This window comes from Arthrobacter sp. TJ-170 (genome assembly GCF_058269305.1).
This window is the reverse complement of record NZ_JBZCNL010000001.1, coordinates 339,237-359,101: the sequence shown is the minus strand read 5'-3', so window position 1 is coordinate 359,101 and position 19,865 is coordinate 339,237. Positions and strand designations below refer to the sequence as shown.

18 protein-coding genes are annotated in these 19,865 nt (G+C 62.4%); 13 read left to right on the top strand and 5 right to left on the bottom strand.

Translation table 11 applies throughout. The features are described 5' to 3' along the window. Positions 1-6: 6 nt before the first annotated feature. Positions 7-1,542, bottom strand: a complete 1,536-nt coding sequence (locus AC4D1W_RS01750; protein ID WP_490890515.1) for a GntP family permease — start codon at positions 1,540-1,542, stop codon at positions 7-9. 197 nt (positions 1,543-1,739) lie between these two features. Between AC4D1W_RS01750 and AC4D1W_RS01745 the strand changes: the two genes are divergently transcribed. Together AC4D1W_RS01745 and AC4D1W_RS01740 are read left to right on the top strand one after the other, a co-directional pair. After that, complete coding sequence (locus AC4D1W_RS01745; RefSeq protein WP_490890514.1) at positions 1,740-2,462, top strand: FadR/GntR family transcriptional regulator; 723 nt, start codon at positions 1,740-1,742, stop codon at positions 2,460-2,462. Continuing rightward, a complete protein-coding gene (locus AC4D1W_RS01740) occupies positions 2,459-3,235 on the top strand; it encodes an SDR family NAD(P)-dependent oxidoreductase (protein ID WP_490890513.1) in 777 nt (258 codons plus the stop codon). Before AC4D1W_RS01745 ends, AC4D1W_RS01740 begins: the two co-directional genes overlap by 4 nt. Positions 3,236-3,243: 8 nt before the next feature. Here AC4D1W_RS01740 and AC4D1W_RS01735 read toward each other — a convergent pair whose 3' ends face one another. Continuing rightward, complete coding sequence (locus tag AC4D1W_RS01735; protein WP_490897591.1) at positions 3,244-4,599, bottom strand: HNH endonuclease signature motif containing protein; 1,356 nt, start codon at positions 4,597-4,599, stop codon at positions 3,244-3,246. 143 nt (positions 4,600-4,742) lie between these two features. Continuing rightward, positions 4,743-5,219 (bottom strand): MarR family winged helix-turn-helix transcriptional regulator, encoded by a 477-nt coding sequence (locus AC4D1W_RS01730; protein ID WP_490897590.1) that lies wholly within the window; start codon positions 5,217-5,219, stop codon positions 4,743-4,745. A 90-nt stretch (positions 5,220-5,309) separates the two neighbouring features. On the opposite strand from AC4D1W_RS01730, the gene AC4D1W_RS01725 reads away from it, so the two are divergent. The 3 genes from AC4D1W_RS01725 (at position 5,310) to AC4D1W_RS01715 (ending at position 7,359) form a co-directional block, all read left to right on the top strand. Further along, positions 5,310-5,885, top strand: a complete 576-nt coding sequence (locus AC4D1W_RS01725) for an NADPH-dependent F420 reductase (RefSeq protein ID WP_490890510.1) — start codon at positions 5,310-5,312, stop codon at positions 5,883-5,885. Between the two features lie 66 nt (positions 5,886-5,951). Continuing rightward, on the top strand, positions 5,952-6,386 hold the full coding sequence (locus AC4D1W_RS01720; protein ID WP_490897589.1) for a DoxX family protein: 435 nt from the start codon (positions 5,952-5,954) through the stop codon (positions 6,384-6,386). 82 nt (positions 6,387-6,468) lie between these two features. Beyond that, positions 6,469-7,359 (top strand): alpha/beta fold hydrolase, encoded by an 891-nt coding sequence (locus AC4D1W_RS01715; protein ID WP_490897588.1) that lies wholly within the window; start codon positions 6,469-6,471, stop codon positions 7,357-7,359. Positions 7,360-7,398: 39 nt separating this feature from the next. On the opposite strand, the gene AC4D1W_RS01710 is transcribed toward AC4D1W_RS01715, so the two are convergent. Continuing rightward, on the bottom strand, positions 7,399-8,331 hold the full coding sequence (locus AC4D1W_RS01710) for an Lrp/AsnC family transcriptional regulator (RefSeq protein ID WP_490897587.1): 933 nt from the start codon (positions 8,329-8,331) through the stop codon (positions 7,399-7,401). 239 nt (positions 8,332-8,570) lie between these two features. Here AC4D1W_RS01710 and AC4D1W_RS01705 point away from each other — a divergent pair, with 239 nt between their 5' ends. Genes AC4D1W_RS01705 through AC4D1W_RS01670 form a run of 8 tightly spaced genes read left to right on the top strand, consistent with a single transcriptional unit; the run spans position 8,571 to position 18,542 of the window. Further along, entirely contained in the window at positions 8,571-9,416 is an 846-nt protein-coding gene (locus tag AC4D1W_RS01705) for an ABC transporter substrate-binding protein (protein WP_490897586.1), read from the top strand. 53 nt (positions 9,417-9,469) lie between these two features. Further along, positions 9,470-10,204, top strand: a complete 735-nt coding sequence (locus AC4D1W_RS01700) for an amino acid ABC transporter permease (protein WP_490897585.1) — start codon at positions 9,470-9,472, stop codon at positions 10,202-10,204. Next, entirely contained in the window at positions 10,201-11,004 is an 804-nt protein-coding gene (locus tag AC4D1W_RS01695) for an amino acid ABC transporter ATP-binding protein (protein WP_490897584.1), read from the top strand. Before AC4D1W_RS01700 ends, AC4D1W_RS01695 begins: the two co-directional genes overlap by 4 nt. Then, positions 10,994-12,019 (top strand): C-terminal binding protein, encoded by a 1,026-nt coding sequence (locus AC4D1W_RS01690; protein WP_490897583.1) that lies wholly within the window; start codon positions 10,994-10,996, stop codon positions 12,017-12,019. The genes AC4D1W_RS01695 and AC4D1W_RS01690 overlap by 11 nt, the downstream gene beginning before the upstream one ends. 35 nt (positions 12,020-12,054) lie before the next feature. Continuing rightward, the gene (locus AC4D1W_RS01685) at positions 12,055-13,779 is read left to right on the top strand and encodes an amidohydrolase (RefSeq protein WP_490897582.1); all 1,725 of its coding nucleotides are present in this window, start codon (positions 12,055-12,057) and stop codon (positions 13,777-13,779) included. A gap of 12 nt (positions 13,780-13,791) precedes the next feature. Beyond that, on the top strand, positions 13,792-15,432 hold the full coding sequence (locus AC4D1W_RS01680) for a thiamine pyrophosphate-binding protein (protein ID WP_490897581.1): 1,641 nt from the start codon (positions 13,792-13,794) through the stop codon (positions 15,430-15,432). 41 nt (positions 15,433-15,473) lie between these two features. Further along, positions 15,474-17,084: a zinc-binding metallopeptidase family protein gene (locus tag AC4D1W_RS01675; protein ID WP_490897580.1), complete on the top strand. Its 1,611-nt coding sequence runs from the start codon at positions 15,474-15,476 to the stop codon at positions 17,082-17,084. Positions 17,085-17,135: 51 nt separating this feature from the next. Next, entirely contained in the window at positions 17,136-18,542 is a 1,407-nt protein-coding gene (locus tag AC4D1W_RS01670; RefSeq protein ID WP_490897579.1) for an NAD-dependent succinate-semialdehyde dehydrogenase, read from the top strand. 71 nt (positions 18,543-18,613) lie between these two features. On the opposite strand, the gene AC4D1W_RS01665 is transcribed toward AC4D1W_RS01670, so the two are convergent. After that, positions 18,614-19,852, bottom strand: a complete 1,239-nt coding sequence (locus AC4D1W_RS01665) for an aminotransferase-like domain-containing protein (protein ID WP_490897578.1) — start codon at positions 19,850-19,852, stop codon at positions 18,614-18,616. Positions 19,853-19,865 lie beyond the last annotated feature (13 nt).

Here is a 19,865-nt window from a genome sequence, read left to right as displayed (position 1 = left end):
TACACCTCAGCCCAGGATCGCGTTTGCGATGAAGAGGAGCGGAATCGAGCCGGCCCAAACCGCCGTCGTAATGCCGGACCAGCCCTTCAGCGCTGCCGTCCCGTCGAGTCCGGCGAAGCGTGTGACCACCCAGAAGTAGGAGTCGTTGAAGTAGCTGAAGACCATCGAACCGGCGGTGCAGGCCAGTGCGGCAACGACCGGGTCGATGCCGAGCGAGGTCACCAGTGGTGCTGTTACCGAAGCCGCAGTGATCATGGCAACCGTGCCTGAGCCCTGGGCAATGCGGACGAAGGTGGCGATGAGGAAGGGAACCAGGAACGCCGGCAACGGCGTTGCGGCGATAGCCTCCGCGAGGGCATCACCCACTCCGGAGCTGCGAAGAACCTGGCCGAGTGCGCCGCCTGCGCCGGTGATAAGCAGGATGAGCCCGGCGGAAGCAGCAGCTTCACCGAACCAACCCTGTACTTTCGAGCGCGGCGTCCAACGCGGCAGCAGCATGTACACGGCGAGGATGACGCCGATGACAAGCGCGACTACGGGGTTACCGATGAAGGCGAACGGCACGGCCCACGCTGAGGGCTCGTACTCTCCAGTTCCGACCACGCCCTGGTTGTTCTGGTCGATCGCGCCGGTGACGGTGTTCAAGATGATGAGCAGCAGCGGAACGAGCAGCGGCAGGGAAGCGACGAACGCACCGACCTTATGCGGCTTGGCTCCTGCCGGCGGAGTGCCGAGATCAGCGTTGTCGACCTCGACGGATGATCCCTGGTGGACGTTTGCTGCGTCGGCGTCGCCCAGCGCGCCGTGGTGGTCGTCGTCGTCGCGGCTCGAACCGCCGTCGTGGTCAGCAAGCGCAGTACTCGTCCTACCGGCCGTCTGCACGACGGCCGATCCGTAGACCATTTCACGAACGGTCTCATTCATACCTGGCTCGATCTTGGGGCCGATCCACCGAGCGTAGATGACCACGATCGGCAACAGGATGACGGTGAAGACGAGGCCGGCGAGAATGAGAGCGCCCAGGTCCGCCTCGAGTATGCCCGCCACTGCTAGCGGTCCCGGGGTCGGTGGGACGAGGTGGTGGGTGAGAGTCATACCGCAGCCCAGAGCGAGCGCCAGAGTGATGTAGCCTGCCCGTTTCACCCTGGCAATGGAACGAGCCAGCGGGTTCATGATGACGTAACCGGAATCGCAGAAGACCGGAATAGACACCAGCGCGCCCACGCTTCCAAGCGCCCAGGGCTCGCGTCCCTTCCCAAAGAGTTTCAGGAACGCCAGGGCCAGAGAATTGGCGGCGCCGGAGACCTCGAGGATCTTGCCGATTCCAACGCCCAGGCCAATGACGATGCCAATGGACGCCAGTGTGTTGCCGAATCCGGTTGTAATGGCAGAAACGATGTCCAACGGAGCCTGCCCCGCCACAATGCCCGTAACCAGGGCGGCAATGAGCAGGGCGACGAACGCATCAAGTCGCGTTCTCAGCACAAGAATGATGATGGTGGCGATGCCAAGAACAAGCGCCAGAAGTAGTTGTAGATCCACGTAGTGCTCCTCGTCAGCTAAGCAAGCCTCGTTGCTCTCTTAGATCTGCACTTGCCCGCAAATTGCGTTGACGAGCAGTGTGCTGGATGTCACACTAGCACCGGACATATGACATCTGACAAGCTTTCAGCGAAGGAAGTTCGAATCGAGGATGGTGGTAGCAGCGTGCTTACTGCCGAAGACGGGAGGTGCTCGCAGTGCCACGCACTTCGCTGTCCGAGTCAGTATTTGAGGACATCCTTGAGCGCATTATCAGCGGAGTCTACGCACCCGGTCAGTCGCTTCCGGCGGAAGGTGAACTGGCTGCTGCGTCAGATGTGAGTCGGCTGACGGTGCGGGAGGCCCTGAAGAAACTCCAGGCGCAGAACATTGTGCAGGTCAGGCGTGGTCTCGGAACCTATGTGAATCCCAGTGCGCAGTGGAGCGATCTTCAGGCCATTCTGAGATCTGCGTCCGCGGCCTCCTCCTCCCCCGACGTCTCACTTCGGCTTCTTGAAATCCGTCGCATGGTCGAAATCGGCGCCGCTGAGCTGGCGGCAGTGCATGCTACGGAGGAGGACTTCACCCGTATGGAGTCCGCCAATGTGGCGTTGAGTCGGGCGCACCAGGCGGGCGACCTCGACGCCGTTACCGCCGCCGATCTGGCTTTCCACGACGCAGTCTTCCGCGCGTCCGCCAACCCCTTCATTCCCGTGATTCTCGGCCCACTCAGCAAGCTGCTTTACACGATGCGGCGGGAGACGTCGTCGTTCCTGGAAGTGCAGCGGCACGCCATGACGCACCATGCGCTGGTGCTTGATGCCCTCCGTACCCGCGATCCGGAGGTGGCCGGCAAGGCCATGCAAGCGCATATCAACCAGACCTACGACGACTATGAACACTTCATCCATCACAACGATCAGCACCAGGAGCAAATGTGACTGAACCAGCAGAATTTCCCTCTGAACGCACGGCCGTACTTACCGGCGCAGCTTCCGCCCGCGGCATCGGTCGGGCCACCGCGGATCGTTTGGCTGGCGAGGGGTGGCACATTGCGATCCTCGATATTGATGGCAGCGCTGCTGAGGAAGCAGCGGCGGATATCGCACAGCGCCACGGCGTGAAGGCCATCGGTGTCGCGACCGATGTCTCTGGCGAAGCATCCGTCGACGCAGCGATCAGCCGCGTTGAAGCCGAACTGCCGCCCATCGTCGCGTTGGCTAATCTGGCGGGAATCAGTTCGCCGACTGAATTCATGAAGGAGACGAAGGAGGCCTGGGAACGCGTATTCGCAGTCAACATGACAGGCACTTTCTTCGTCACGCAGCGTGTTCTGCGCGGAATGATCGATCGGAAGCTGGGTCGGGTAGTGAGCATTTCTTCCATCTCGGCGCAGCGCGGCGGCGGCACGTACTCCAAGGTTGCCTACAGCGCATCGAAGGCCGGGATCATCGGATTTACCCGCGCCTTGGCCCGGGAAATGGGGGAACACGGCATCACCGTCAACTGCATTGCGCCGGGCCCTGTCGACACCGACATCATGGGCGGCACCCTCACCGAGGAGCGGAAGCGCGAGATGTCGAAGGACATCCTGGTTGGACGCGTGGGAACGGTGGACGAGATGGCCGCCCTCATCGCCTTCCTCGTCGGTCCCGACGCCGGTTTCATCACCGCGGCCACGTACGACATCAACGGCGGCCTGCAGGTTTCCTGAGACCAGCGTCAGAACGGTGGCGGCACCTGGTCATGGGTGTGCGCGCGGGCATAAAACGGTTCGGGCACCGTGGTGTACGTTTTTCCCGCGAAGGACGTGGACTGCATGGTTCCCTCGACCGGTTGTCTGTGTTTCCAGAATCCGAGCGTCTTGAACATGTGGTGCGTCTTGCAGAAGGCCGCGAGGTTTCCCGCGCGCGTTTCTCCACCCTGGGACCAGGGTGTCGTGTGGTCGATCTCGCAACCCGCAGCCACTCGGTTGCAGCCGGGATGACGACAGGTCTTGTCACGGACCCGAACCCAGTCCTGCAGGTCTTTAGGCGGCTTGTACCTTGTCCTGCCGACCGACAGGACTGCTCCGGTTTCCGGGTGGGTCAGCAACCGCGTGAACGACGGCGCGTGACCGGCCAGCCTCCTGGCTGTTTCCGCGTCTATTGGTCCGTAGCCGTCCAGCTCCGCAGGTTCCTCACCGCCGAGCAGGGTTATAACCGGCACGGTCACGAACACGCGCGCGGCAACGCCCCGATAGCCGTCAGAGGCGGACTCACCGCCGGCGATACTCGTCGTCGGGTCGATGCCGCAGGTATGCGTAAGCAGGTCGGAGAAAACATCTGCGCGCAGTTGGCTGAGTGTTCGCTGCTCGTCTGGGCATTGCAGAGCCCTGGCAGTCACGTCGATACGGTGCGCGATCCCATACGCCTCTTCAGCGGGCAGGTAGGCGCTTAACCAGGCCATGCCGTCACGGTCGGGCTCCACGGTGACCGTACGCTCACGGACTTTCTTTTCCCGGCGCACGGCAAGCGACTGCGGGTGCAGACGCTCACGCAGCCGCCGGGCCCGGTTACTCAACTTCGCAACCGTTGTTCCCTGTGCGATATCGAGCAGCTGCATTTCGAAGTCCGGGATCTCCGACTCGGGGACACCGCAGCACTCCTGGGACACAGCCACCGCGTGCCGACGCGAGATCCTCCCTAGCTGAAGCGCTTCCACGGTGGAGGGGAAGAAGTTCACCAACAACTTCGACTGCTCAATCAACTGCCCTGCCGAGCGGTCCGGAATCCTCAGCATTGCGCCAATCTCAGCTGATGTGAGGCTCTCTCCATACTCCTCGGCGACGAGACCGCCATAGCCCTGCTCGGCGATGGCCCCTACAGAGAGTTCCGAAATGCGGGCCACCAGCTTGGTCTCCTGAGCATCCAGCCATGCCCGCAAAGAAGCGAGCTCGCCCAGACACTCCAGCGACGCCTCCAGATCCCGATTGATGACCGGGTGATGCGACAGCTGACCAGCCAACGGGCCCATGACGGAATCCGACGCCCACAGCGCCGTCTCCTCAGAAACCCAGGTTGAATGCTTCCCCGTCATGAATACATTCGATCATCCGGGTCTGACATTTCCGCAGGCTCACGATTGAGACGGCGGGCACGGGCGTCGAGAGACGAAGCGAAGAATCGAGACAGGAAGCGAGTCGCCGCCACCACTACCGCCACCGCCACCGCCGACACAAACTAACCGGCCGAAGCGAACATCCGCCCCTCGGGATCAAGCGTCTTGAGCAGCTGAGCTGCTATGGCGGACAGCTGGGACACCTGCGGCGGCGTGAGCTGATCAAACACCAGACTTCGTACATTCTCGACGTGACCGGGGGCAGACTTCACCACTTTGTCCCAGCCTGTGCTGGTGAGCGTGACGTTCTTCGCCCGGCGGTCTTCGTTGCACTCGCTACGCTCCACGAGCGACTTCTTCTCCAGGCCCGTCAGTACACGGGATATGCGCGGCAGCGTTGCATTGGTCATCGACGCCAGAGTTGTGATGCGCAGGGTGCGCCCGGGGGCTTCGGACAGCGACGCCAGCACAAAGTATTCAAAGTGCGTCAGGTCCTCATCCCGCACCAGCTGACCGTCCAGAGCCGCAGGCAGCAGCTCGAGCACGGCCGCCGTACGTATCCATGCTGTCTGTTCTTCTTCACTGAGCCATCGAGTCATACCTTCATTCTACGCAATAGTTGCAGCTACAACTAAACGGTGCTAGCTTGATCGTTGTACCTACAACAAATACCACCAAAGGAGTTCCACATGACTTCGTTCATCATTTTCGGCAAGGGCAACATGGGCAGCGCCATTGCAGACGTTGTTGCAGCCGGAGGCGCGTCAGTCCAGCACATCGACTCCTCCAGCACCGGGGCCACCATCAACGGCGACGTCGTCGTCCTCGCTGTCCCCTACCCCGCGCTCAAGGACATCGTCGCGCAGTACGGTGACCAGTTGGCCGGAAAAATCGTTGTCGACATCACCAACCCGCTGAACTTCGAAACCTTCGATTCGCTCGTGGTTGCCTCAGACAGCTCCGCCGCTGCCGAACTGGCGTCCACCCTGCCGTCGTCCAAGGTCCTCAAAGCTTTCAATACCAACTTCGCCGCAACACTCGGCTCGAAGAGCGTCGGCCAGAACCAGACCACCGTGCTGATCGCCGGTGACGACACCGACGCCAAGAGCACCCTCGCCGAGGCCGTCAAGGCGGGCGGAGTGGACGCCGTCGACGCGGGCTCACTGGCCCGCGCACGTGAGCTTGAAGCCATCGGCTTCCAGCAACTGACCCTCGCCGCCAGCGAGAAGATCCTGTGGACCAGCGGATTCGCTCTCGTCCGCTAAAACCCCATTACGACGGCGGTGCCCGCCTTGACGGACACTGCACCACCCGGACCCGAACGGAAAACTATGAACACCACCACCCTGACCACCATTGCCCGCACAATTCTTCGCGTCGTCGTAGGCTTCATTTTCGCCGCACACGGCTGGCAGAAGTACAACGAGTGGACCATTGCAGGCACCACCGCCGCCTTCGGCGACATGGGCATTCCGATGGCCGAGATCGCCGCTCCCGCCGTCGCCACGCTTGAGCTCGTAGGCGGGATCGCGCTGATGCTCGGTCTTCTCACCCGTCCCGTCGCCGCATTGCTGACCCTCGATATGCTGGGCGCCCTGGTTCTGGTGCACCTTCCCGCCGGCATCTTCGTCGCCAACGGCGGCTACGAGCTGGTACTCCTGCTCGGCGCTGTATCACTGGCCCTCGCACTGGTCGGCCCGGGCCGCGCTTCGGCCGACTACATGCTGTTCGGCCGCCGGAACTCCAAGGTGAGCGTACTCGCGTAAGCGTCACAAGACCTGAACGAGGGAGGGAATCCGGGAGGGGTCCCTCCCTCGACGATTCTCACCACCGCGCCTAGCATGAGTCATGGCCGACGTAGCCAATACCCCTTACCAAATCGAAGGCGTTGAACATCAATTTGTGCAGCTGCCCGGCTTGCGCATGCATGTGGCCGAAGCAGGACAGGGGGATTCCGTCCTTTTGCTGCATGGTTTCCCTCAGCACTGGTGGGAGTGGCGCGCAGTAATTCCTGAACTGTCAGAGCATTACCGTTTGATCTGTCCGGACCTTCGCGGCGCGGGATGGACCGACGCTCCTCCCGACGGCTATACACGCACTCAACTTCTCGCCGACGTCGTCAATCTGCTCGACACGCTCGAACTGGACCGTGTGCACTTGATCGGCCACGACTGGGGTTCCCTTCTCGGCTTTCAACTCTGCCTGCGGCATCCGGAGCGCGTGCGGAGCTTCCTCTCCCTCGCAGTCCCCCACCCCTACATGCGGTTCAATGCCCGCATGATTCCCTCGATGCGCCACGCCTGGTACCAACTGCCGATCGTGACGCCGGGGATCAACAGGCGCGTGCTGAGTGATGGAAAGCAACCACTGCCGCGACTTCTGTTCCGCGCCTACGCCTCCAACCCCGCACCGTGGAACGACGCCGACATCGAGTTCTTCCTCGCACCTCTCCGCAACCGGGACCAGGCCCTTGCGGCAGCGAAACTGTACCGGCACTTCATTCAGGCGGAAGCCCAGGCCATCATGACCGGCGCCTACCGGAATCAACGGTTGACCACGCCCACACATCTACTGGTAGGTGCGGACGACCCGGTGGTGAAGGCCGAGTTCCTCGGCGGCTGGGAAGAGTTCGCCGATGACATGGTCATAGAAGCGGTCGACGGCGCGGCCCACTGGATCGCTGATGAGCGTCCGGACGTCGTGGTGCAGCGGGCGCGGGAACTCTTCGCCAGATGCTGAGGCAGAGTCTTACCGCAGCGCGTTGAGCGACAACGATGCTTATGAAGTCCGCGCATCCTCCGGCACGAAAGCGGTGACGAGGGCGTCGAGGGACTTTTCGTACCGCTCCCGGACTATCTCGGCATGCAGCCATGAGTCGAGCGAAGCAACGGATTCCAGTCGGCGGAGGCCGGTAATGGACCGGTTGTATTCCCCCAGGGAGGCAACACCAATAGTCGCGATCAGGTTATAGCGCCCGATACATGTAGCGATGAACTCGACCCCCGGCAAGTTCTGCAGGTAGGCCACGGCCTCATCAGCCGAACCAGCCGTGGTCAATCCGAGCCCGAAAGCCATTGCCTGGGAAGTTTCAGTACGACGCCGGATGGCCCCGATTTGCATCACGCTGGCCTCCAGCAGCCGGTGCAGCCGCGCTCTGCACGCACTGACGGAGAGCCCCACCTCGCCGCCAAGCTCGACGAGGGACATCCGTCCGTTGTGCTGAAGCAGATTCATCAGCTTCAGGTCTGCCTCATCCAGGTCCAGATCGACCAACCGAGGCTCTGCGCCCAGGAAGAGGCTGCGTATCACCTGTTCATAGATGAGAACTTCAGCGGACACCACCTGCGGAAGAGAACGGATCGCCTCTATCTGCCGATACATTGACGGCAGGCTTGGCATCCGCAGTTCCGTCGCCAGCTGATTTGGTCCCGTTGTCTGCGATATGAACACGGGGCCTTCCAGCGCATCCAACGCATCAATCGCAGCAGCTGGGTCTCCTGACAGGCGGATCGCCACATGGGCCAGACAATTCAGTCCGAGCACCCGCGGATGGACTGCAGCGACCACACGAAGCTGCCCTGAATCGAGGAGCTCATTGATCCGGGTCGCAACAGCGGCACGGGTTGTGCCCAGTTCCTTGGCGATACCGCTATAGGAAGCGCGCCCATCATGCTGCAGTGCACGCACCAACTGCTCTTCGAAGTCATTCACACTTCTCTTTATACCAAGAACACTTCGTTGCGGATAGTCAATTTTGCTTTGGTGCTGCCAGGCAATGCGTTACACAGAGCACAAATGCGCAGGACGCCGTGCATGTTTGCGTAATACTCAACGTCTGACCGAAATATTGTTTGACGTTGTCACGTGATGGGGAGCACAATCGAAGCCATACCCGCTCGTCGGGCCTACCTCAGCAAAGTTGTATCGCTTTGCACTCAAAGGAGAGTCGCATGAAAAAGACCCTGCTCACCGCCGGAGCAACCTCATTTGTTCTCGCTCTAACCGCCTGTGGCGCCTCGTCCGGTGCCAGCGAAGAAGCGGCTGCGTCAGACAAAGCACCCGAGGGCCTGGTCGAAGCCGGCCGGGTGACGCTCTGCATCGATCCCGAGTACCCGCCTCTGGAGTACTACGAGGATGGCTCCGGCGGAGAAATTGTCGGCTTTGACGCGGACGCGGGACGGGCGCTGGCGGAACACTGGGGAGTCGACGTCAAGTTCGAAGTGACGGCATTCGACGGTCTGATGCCAGGCTTGCAGGGCGGTCGATGCGACATGATCCTGGGCGGCCTCTACATGAGTGAAGAACGTTTGCAGGTTGCAGATGCAGCACCGATCATGAACGCAGGACCAGCCGTGCTGGCCGCTCCGGACAAGGCACCGTCCTTCACCGAGCCAATGGATCTGTGCGGACAGACCGTCGCCGCTCAGGCCGCCTCCAGTAACGCAGCACGCGTAACGGCGCTAGCCGATGAGTGCACGGCGGCAGGTGAAGAGGCACCGAAGCTGACCGAATATCCCAAAACCGCCGAAACCGTCCTGGCTGTGCTGAACGGCAAAGCCGACGCCCTGGTTGAGACCAACGTCGCCGCGGCATACATGGCTACCCAAAACTCGGGGAAGCTCGAGGTCGCCGGCGGCGTCTTTGAAACGGACACCCAGTTCGGTGTGTTCACGCGGAAGGACGACAAACTGACGCCGGCCGTCGCAGAAGCTTTCAAAGCCCTGTACGACGACGGCACGCTGGCCGAGATCGCAACCGAGTACAACCTCGATCCGGAAATCCTGGACGTCTACTAATCCCACCGCCGGCGCTCTTCCAGTAGCGCCGGCGATCACCAGGAAGTAAATCCATGCTGTTTGATGCCGAGATCTTTTTTGAACAACTTGTCAGCACTGAGTACATGCGGGGAGCACTCATCTCCGTCGCGGTGGCGATTCTGTCGCTGATCCTCGCTACGGTGGTCGGCTTCTTCGTAGCCCTGGGACGCATTTCGAAGAAAAAGGCGCTCCAGGCGCCCGCAGGTACCTACGTCTGGTTCTTCCGGGCCATCCCGGCGCTCCTTGTTCTCCTGATCATGTGGAACGCGCTCCCGCAGCTGATGCCCATCCTGCGTCAGGACTGGTACTCGCCTTTCCTCGCGGCGGTGATCGGGCTCGGCCTGGTCGAAGCCGCTTTCATGGCGGAAATCATCCGGTCCGCATTGCTGAGCGTGGACGACGGGCAAGCGCTCGCGGCGCGCGCACTGGGCATGTCACCGACCAAGGTCATGCTCAAGGTAACCCTGCCTCAGGCCATCCGGGTGGCGCTTCCACCCACCAGCAATGAGTTCATCGGTCTGGTCAAATACTCGTCGCTCGCCTCGGTTATCTCGCTGCGTGAACTGCTCACCACTGCGCAGGTGGGAGTCAACATCACCTTCCGCTATGCCGAGTTCTACGCGGCTGCCATCATTTACTACCTCATCATCGTGACGCTCCTGACGCTCCTTCAGTCGTTCGTGGAGAAGAAGTTCGCCTGGACGTCCAAGGCGGCGGTCCGGAAGAACCGAGAGCTCACCCCGACAGCACCGGCAGGCCTTTCATGAAAACCCGTCCCGCGCCCCGTCAGGAGATCCACGCCGTGACACAGCCTGTTCTCAAGGTCAGCAACCTCCACAAGTCCTACCAGGGCAACCCGGTGCTCAAGGGCGTCGACTTCGACGTCCACAAGGGCCAGGTGAAGGCCGTGCTGGGGCCTTCCGGCTCAGGCAAGTCCACCATGCTTCGTCTGATGGCTCTGCTGGAGCCGGCAGACGAAGGCACTATCGTGCTCCGCGGAGAAACCGTCGGAACAGCGCAGCGCGGCGCGCGTACGGTTCATCTACCGGAGCGTGCGCTGGCAAAGCAGCGGCGTGAGATCGGCATGGTCTTCCAGCGCTTCAATCTGTTCCCCCACCTCTCCGCATGCCACAACGTCATGCTCGGCCTGACCTCGGTGCAGGGCCTTTCGAAACATGTTGCCCGGGACAAGGCAATGGAGATGCTCCAGCGGGTTGGCCTGGAGAACCGCTCGGACCACTATCCCTCCGAGCTCTCCGGCGGCCAACAGCAGCGCGTGGCGATTGCCCGGGCGCTGGTGCTCAATCCCTCGGTGATGTTGTTCGACGAGCCGACTTCCGCACTCGACCCGGAGTTGGTCGGCGAAGTACTCGAGGTGATGGAAAATCTCGCACGGGACGGAATGACCATGATTGTCGTCACGCACGAGGTCCGGTTCGCCAGCCGGGTTGCCGATCAGGTCACCCTGTTCGACGACGGAGTCATCGTTGAGCAGGCCGCACCCGACGATTTCTTCGGGAATCCGCAGCACGAGCGCACGAGGAAGTTCCTGAGCCATGTCCATTAACTCTCGGGCCGGGCGTCCGCTCGCCGTGTATACGGACATGGACGACACCGATTTTTCCGCCGGTGTGGCTCTCCTTGAATCAGCCGGCTTCGAAGTACGGTTCCTGGACTCACAGGACCCAGAGGTCATAGCACGCGGTGCCGCGCAAGCTGAAGCGCTTCTGGTCGGCTACGCAGCGATAGACGCCGGCTTGCTGGCTGCCCTGCCCAACCTCCGCATCATTGCCCTGATGTCCATGGGATACAACAATATTGACGTCGACGAAGCGCAGCGCCGCGGAATCTGGGTCACCAACATTCCGGGCGCAGCCACGGAAGAGGTCGCGTCGCACGCATTGGCGCTTTCCCTGGCCATGGCGCGAAACCTGCCGTTCTACACCGACGCCGTCCGCCGGCATCACTGGAACGTACGGGACACGCGGTCGCCCGTCCGACTGAGCGAGAAACGGCTCGGGATCATCGGCCTCGGACGCATCGGATCCAGACTCGGCCAACTCGCCGGTGAAAGCTTCGCGGAAGTAGTGGGTTACGATCCGCTGCTGCCCGATTCTCCGGAGACGACGTCGATGCTGGCAGACCATGGCATCAGGCGACGCGGTTTCGATGAGGTGTTGAAAACCTCCGACGTTCTTTCACTGCACGTGCCCCTCACGGCACAGACCAACCGTCTGATCGACGCCCGAACGCTTGCCCGCATGCCTCAGGGCAGTTATTTGGTCAACGTGAGCAGGGGCGCCCTCATCGACGTGAATGATGTGGCCGCCGCCCTGGACTCCGGACATCTGGCCGGCTATGGCGCTGATGTGCTCGACGAGGAACCGCCGCCTGCCGATCATCCGTTGACCGGTCATCCACGCGCCTTGATTACCCCGCACGTTGCCTACCTGTCCGATCGAACAGACGCGGAATACGTCCGACAGCAAGCCGAAAACGTGACCGCCTGGTGCACCTCCGGCCGTCCCAATACGCCGTTGTTCTCCCTGGAACCGAAACAGGCCCAAACTATCCAGGCCTAAGCCTGAACACACTCTTCACGCCTCAGGAGCAGTCTTTGCGTAAGCTAACCCACTTCGAGCAATCAGCCTTCGGGCATGCTCCGATCATTGTGACAGCCAAAACCATCCACACCCTCGATGTACGTCTTCCTGCACCGGAGGCCATGCTGATCTGCGGCGCGGACATCGTGACTACCGGAAGTGAGACCGACTGCCGTCGGGCAGCCGCAGCCATTTCCTCCGTTGAACCCCGGCTGAGTGACTTCGGTGACGCGACGGTCGTTCCCGGATTCATTGACCCCCACGCCCATCCCCTGATGTACGGGCAGATGATGAGCTGGGTCGATTGCGGCCCCGACAAGGCCGGTGACATCCCGCAGATGATTACATTGCTCCGGGAAGCCGCCGATTCGACGCCTGCCGGCTTGCCCGTGCGCGGCTATGGCTACGAACACCGCAATCTGGCCGAAGGACGACACCCCACCAGGGGCGAACTGGACCTCGTAGCCACAGACTGCGAGGTGTACGTCATGAACGCATCGGGCCACGGTGGTGTCGTCAACAGCTACACCCTGGAAACCCACGGCATCACCCGCGATTCACCCAACCCACCTGGCGGCGAATTCTTCAAGGACGCCTCCGGCGAACTCACCGGCGAGCTCTCGGACGCCGCCTGCAACATCCTCACAGGTTTGGACGGAGTGAAAGTCGGTCACCACGGACCGAACTTCCACCTGGCCGATGAACCGGAAGAACACCTCCGACAACTGCGTACTGCCCAGGAGAACTTCCTTGCCGGTGGCGTGACCACTATTGGAGACTGCCAGGTCTCGCGCAGGGAATTCGATATGTACCTGCGCCTCGCAGAAGAAGGACAGCTGAAGACACGCATCAGCATGTACCTCCTTTCGCATCTGCTGGACGAGGCACTGGAAATGGGGCTGCACGGTCAATTCGGGAACGCACACCTCAGCTTCGCGGGCATCAAGTTCTATGCTGACGGCACCCTCGGAGGCTGGACCGCCTACTTCCCCGACGGGTACGTGGGCGATCCATGCCGGACAGGGCAGCTCTACCATGAGCCCAAGGACTATGCGGAGCTAATCCGGAAAGCCCACGTAGCCGGCCTTCAGACAGCCACCCATGCCCAGTCCCCCACTGCACTTGAAATCGTGATCTCCGCCATCGAAGCCGCCCAGGAAGAGCGCCCTGATCCCGACGCCAGACACCGGATTGAACACTGCGGCCTTCCCACGCCGGACCAGATCCACCGCATGGCCGCGGCTGGCATCTACCCGGTCAATCAGCCCCAGCACTATTACAACTGGGGTGAAGGCGTCACAGCGGCAATCGGCACCCCGGGTGAACGCTTCAACCCGCTGGGCGAGTTCCTCGCCGCAGGAGTCACAGTCACACTCAGCTCCGACGCTCCCGTTGCGGATCCCCGTCCGCTCGAAGCCATTCAGGCGGCTGTAACCCGAGTCACCCGCCAGGGCCACCGGCTCGGGGACGACTCCTTGCGTATCCCCGCCTACGAAGCATTGGTCGGGCACACCCTGAACGGCGCGAGGGCCCTGGGCCGTGAGCACGAACTGGGTTCGCTGGAACGTGGGAAGCGGGCTGACTTTGCGGTCCTGGCGACCGACCCGCTCACATCGGAAATGAATGACATCGCCGCCATTGAGGTCCTGCAAACGTGGGTCAACGGCGTCTGCCAATACTCCGCAGCGTCGCCGGCCCCAGCCGACACGGCAGAGCTCACCACCGCGGCCGCACACTAGGAGATGCACGACATGCAGACACTTGATCATGAGGGAGCGGCACCCGATACGCTGATCCCCACTGACAACACCGGCCTGGCGGTCATGACCGTCCTGCGGAACTACGGCATTGACGCCATCTTCGGCATTCCGGGGACGCACAACCTCGAGTTCTACCGGCACCTCGAGCCACTCGGTATCCATCCGGTGACAAGCCGGCATGAGCAGGGCGCCGGCTATGCCGCTGACGGCTGGGCACAGCAGAAGGGACTGCCCGGAGTCGTCATCACCACCTCCGGTCCAGGTTTGCTCAACGCTCTCTCTGCCGCCGGGACGGCTTACTGCGAGTCACGGCCGCTGATAGTTCTCTCACCCGGCGTGTCCGAGGGCGAGGAATTCGCCGACGTCGGCTCGCTCCATGAGACGAAAGACGCCACAGCGGCGGCCGGAGCCATCATGGAGTGGAGTCGCCGGGTGTCCAGCGCTGAAGCCGCAGTGGAGGCCATTCATGATGCCTTCGAACTGTTCCGCTACGGTCGCCCGCGGCCGGTCCACATCGAGATTCCTTTGAACCTGCTCGAAAGCAGCCACGATTGCCCGCCGGAACACCTCCTGGCTCGCCCCATGAGAGAACCATCGGCGGCGAATCCGGATCAGCTCGAAACTGCGGCGGCCGCGCTGCGGTTCGCGGACACGCCCGTCATCCTCGCAGGTGGCGGTTCGCTGAGGGCCGGAACGTCACTGACGCAGCTTGCCGAGCTTCTCCAGGCACCCGTCGTCACCACGCTCAATGGAAAGGCCGCCATCCCGGAGGACCATGAGCTGTCCCTGGGCTCCAACATCAGGCTCACGGGCGCCCAGAATCTCTGCAGCAACGCCGACGTCCTTGTGGTCATCGGATCCAAGGTCGGCGATGCAGAGATGTGGGGTGGTCGGATCGTCCCGCAGGGCACCGTGATCCGCGTGGACATCCTCGAGACGCAGCTGGACAAGAATGTCCGTGCGGACATCCGCCTTGTCGGCGATGCCGGCGCCGTCGTACCTGCGCTGGTCGGGGCACTCAGCGGGCACAGCGCCGCTCCGAATGCCGTTACACCGCTCCGCGACACCCTGATGGCTGAGGCCAGGGAGGTCTCGCCACTGCTCTCGGAGACTGCGGAGACCATAGCCGCCGCCATTCCTGCTGACGTCATCATCGGCGGAGATTCCTCACAGATCACCTACTTCGGCACTTCCACTTTCATTCCCCAGCGCATCCCGCACAGCCTTCTCTACACGCCGGCCTATGCGACCCTCGGCTACGGGTTGCCGGCGTCAATCGGCGCGAAGATCGCCGCGCCGGATCGGCCCGTGGTGGCAGTAGTCGGCGACGGCGCTCTCATGTTCTGTGTCCAAGAGCTCGCTACAGCGGTGGAACAGGGGCTCGACCTGACAGTGGTCTGCGTGGACAACGGAGGCTACGGCGAGATCCGGCAAAACGAGGCCGACCGCGGCATACCGCCGGTAGGAGTGAACCTTGTTCAACCGGACTGGGTTTCGCTGGCCAACGCTTTCGGCGGGAATGGTCAGCGCGCCACCTCCCTGCCGGAGCTTCGGGAGGCGTTGGAGGCCGCCCAGCGCAACGGAGGCCTGCAACTGGTCCACCTGCCCCTGGCTGAACTCCAGGGTTCCTGAGACCTTCACCATCCCCTTTTTCCGATCTTCTAAGGAACGCAATGACAGAGACCCTGCCTCCCCTGCCTGCCACAGGTGGTCTGACTGACGGAGCCAAGGCCACCGCGCGGACATGGATCGACAACAATATGGACCGGCTGAGCCGCTGGCACCAGCACATCTGGGATCTCGCTGAGCCGGCCTGGCGGGAGCACCAGTCCGCGGCCTGGTACGTGGACTTGTTGCGGGCGGAGGGTTTCGAGGTGGAAGCCGGCAGCGGCGGCATGCCGACGGCGTTCGCGGCGGAATGGAACAACGGCGAGGGTCCTGTCCTGCTCACCTATGCCGAGTATGACGCTGTCCCCGGCAACTGCCAGGCTGCCGGACGGACGGAAGCGCCACGGGAGGGCCTCAGCGCCTATGCCCCGGGTCACACCGACCCGCACTCAGCGCTCGGCGTCTCGACGTTGGCGGGTTTGTTGGGCACCAAGCATGCCATGGAGACCCATGGCATCGCGGGCACCCTCAAGTACACCGGAGAACCAGCGGAGAAAGTGCAGGGATCCAAGGTGGTCCACGGGCTGCGCGGCTACTACGACGGCGTGGATGCGATTGTCAGCTTCCACCCGTTTTACATGCTTCCGCTGTGCAACACCGCGCGGTGGGACACCCAGTGCGGCAGTTATTACAGCAAGGTCTACACCTTCGTATGCGACCAGCCGGAAACCTGGCAGCTGTCGGCAGAGCCGAATTCGCCAATCCCCGCCTCACATTCAGCAGCACGGGCACCTGGCGCCAACGTCGCGCTGATGAGCATGTACACCTCGACCAGGGTGATGCAGGATGCCATGCTGCCCAGTTTCGGCGGCTGGTCCCTCTCCGATGCCATCTTCACGCATGGGCAGGCCACTGCGGACAACCTGCCCGCCCGTATTGCGCAGATCCAGTACTCCTGGCGTTGCCCCACCATTGAGATGGCTGACCGGGTGCTGGCTGTCCTTGACCGCAATGCCGAGCATGCCGCAGCCACCGCCCATTGCCGGCTGGATACTACCTGGGTTGCACGAAACCGCCCCGGCCGCACCAATCACGTCCTGGCCCAGGCGCTCTACGACAACCTGGCCGAGGTCGGTGCTCCCGAGTATGGACCGGCCGCCGTTGCAGCCGCCCAGGAGATCCAGCGGAATGTGGGACTGGAACCGATGGACGATCCGTTCCTCGACGAATGCCGGAAGCTGATCAGCCCACAGGCGGCTGAAGCGGCCCTGCGCGAACATCTGGCCCCGTGGCAGCAGAACTGGACGAGCGACGACTATGTGGAAATGACCCACTACGCGCCTACCGTCCGCTTCTATGTATCCCGCCCCGCGCTCAAGCCCGGGCCCGACGACGGCGCCTACCCCGGTTGGGTGATGAACGCCCTCGGTGGCATTCCCGAAACCATCGATCCAACTATTGAAACCGCGGGCAAGACGATTGCCGGCACGTTCATCGACCTGCTCACACAGCCGGATGTGCTGGCTGAAGCACAGGAAGAGTTTGCCCGTCGCACCGCTGAGAATCCGATGCCCGCCCTGCTGCCGAAGGACTTCATGCCACCCACCGAACTGCCTTGGCCTAACTACACAGCCGAGCCGTCGGGAGCACGGGTCTGGTACCCGAAGATCCCCTAGTTCCCGTATCGTCACTTCCCCAGATCGTCGTTTGCGACCAGGAGCCATGCCATGACAACCAGTACCACCGCAGATTCTTCACCCCGCCCCGGGTACCGGGTGGTGAACCCTGCTACTGGAGAGGTGGTGGAGGAGTTCACCACGGCAAGTTCGGAGCAGATCGAGCAGGCTCTGGCCGCTGCCCATTCGGCATTCGGGCAGTGGCGGACGTTGCCGATCGCTGAACGGGCCAGGGTGGCCGCCCGTTGTGCCGAGCTCTTCATCGAACGGGCGGAGGAACTGGCCCGGGTCATCACCGAGGAAATGGGTAAACCGCTGTCCCAGGCCAAGGAGGAGGTCGCGTTCTGCGCCGAGATCTTCAGTTACTTCGCCGAAGAGGGGCCGGTTCTGGCGGCAGATCAGCCCATCAATACGGTCCGCGGCAAGGCTGTGATCGAAAAGCGTCCGGTGGGCGCCCTGCTGGGCATCATGCCGTGGAACTACCCCTACTACCAGGTGGCGAGGTTCGTTGCGCCGAACCTCGTTCTGGGCAACACCATCATTCTGAAGCACGCGGAGATCTGCCCGCGATCGGCTTTGGCAATCGCGCAAATCATCGACGACGCCGGTGCGCCCGAAGGCGCGTATGTCAACGTCTTTGCCTCCCACGCCCAGATCGCCGACATCATCGCCGACCGCCGGATTCAGGGGGTATCGCTGACCGGGTCGGAAGCCGCAGGTGCAGCAATCGGCGCGATCGCCGGTCGGAACCTTAAGAAGGCGGTGCTCGAACTTGGGGGCTCTGATCCCTACGTTGTGCTGGACTCCACCGATGTGAAGGCATCCGCCGCCGCGGCCTGGACAACACGCATGGAGAACATGGGCCAAGCCTGCAACTCCAACAAGCGCATGATTGTCATGGAGGACATCTATGACGAATTCGTGACAGAGCTAGCGCAGCTTGCGGGGAATCTGAAGCCCGGAGACCCAGCGGAAGACGCCGACGGTACCTTCGCTCCGCTATCGTCCAAGTCCGCCGCAGTCGGCCTGGCGGATCAGGTGCGTGACGCCGTCGACAAGGGCGCAGTGCTGCACGTTGGAGGGCAGCTCCTGGACGGCCCGGGAGCGTTCTTCCAGCCGGCAGTGCTCACGGACGTCACATCTGATATGCGGGCGTACCGCGAGGAGTTGTTCGGCCCGGTGGCCGTGGTCTACAAGGTGGGCTCTGATCAGGAGGCTCTCGCCCTGGCCAATGACAGCGACTACGGTCTGGGAGGCGCTGTCTTCAGCGCTGACAAGGAACGGGCACAAAGCATCGCCGAGCGTCTGGAAAGCGGAATGGCTAACGTGAACACGGCCGCCGGCGAGGGCGCCAACCTGCCCTTCGGCGGGATCAAGCGGTCCGGGTTCGGACGCGAGCTTGGGCCGTTAGGTATGGAAGAGTTCATCAACAAGCGCCTGCTCTATATCGCGGAGTAGCACTGGCTGTGCGGCGAAGAACTCCTTCGCCGCACGGTCAGTTCCAGGGGTGAAAGCGCAGTTGGCCGCCCCTACCTTTCAAGCACCTCGGTGACCGCAGCCCCGAGTCTCCGGATACCTTCATGCAGACGGTCGGGGGTTTCGAAGGAGAATGCGACACGCAGGTGGTTTGCGCCGTCGCCGTCAGCGAAGAACGCACCCCCCGGAACGAATACCACCTTCTGTACGATTGCCCGCTTCATGACCTCTTCTGCCGAAGTGCGTCCCGGAAGCGTCACCCAGGTGAAGAACCCTCCCCCTGGCGTTGTCCAGCGGGTGCCCTCGGGCATGAACTGACGCAGTGCGGCCTGCACTGCCGCACTGCGCTCACGGTATAGCGCCACCGCCCGGCCGATTGTCTGTTGCCAGTCGTAGTCGCAGAGATACTTCTGGACGAACATCTGGCTGAGCACCGACGGGCAGATGGTTGTCGCTTCCGATGCGAGCTGCATCTGACGGCGTACGTCCCCCGGAACCACTGCCCAACCCAGACGCACCCCCGGCGAGAAAATCTTGGAGAAAGAGCCAAGGTAGAACACATTCCTCGGGTCCAGCTGGTGCAGGCTCGGCAGGTGTGAACCATCGAAGCTGAGCATGCCGTACGGATTGTCCTCGATGATGGGGATGCCTGCCTGCCGGCAAATAGCTACCACTTCGGCCCTGCGGTCCGCAGCGAGGGTGATGCCGGTCGGGTTGTGGAAATTGGGAATGGTGTACAGCAGCTTGGGCACGCGCCCTTGAGCGGTCAACTCTTCGATGTGCCGTCGCAGGTCATCCGGAACCAGGCCGTCGTCGTCCATCGCAACGTGGACAGTCTCCGCCTGAAGCCCCTCGAACACCCCTATCGCGCCAACGTAGGTAGGGCCCTCCGCCAGGATGACGTCCCCAGGATCGCAGAACAACTTGACCAGCAGTTCCAGCGCCATCTGCGAACCAGCCGTCACCTGGATTTCCTCGGGTTCGGCCGGATTCCCCTCCGCCGCCATCACCGAGCAGATTGCCCGCTGGAGCTCCTCCGTTCCAGCGCCGCTACCGTACTGCAAAGCATCAAGACCGTGCTCCAGAATCAGGTTCGAGGCTGTCTCGGCCAGCAGATCCAGCTCGAGCACACCCAGATCAGGATTCCCGCCCGCCAACGAGATCATGCCCGGCTGCATGGACAGCTCAAAGACATCCCTCACCGGCGACGGCCGATAGCCATCAGCGCGGGAAGCGAACCTGTCGGACGCGGCTGAACCTGCCGGTGTGGACGGTATTGTGCCGGTGATCATCATCTGTTTCCTC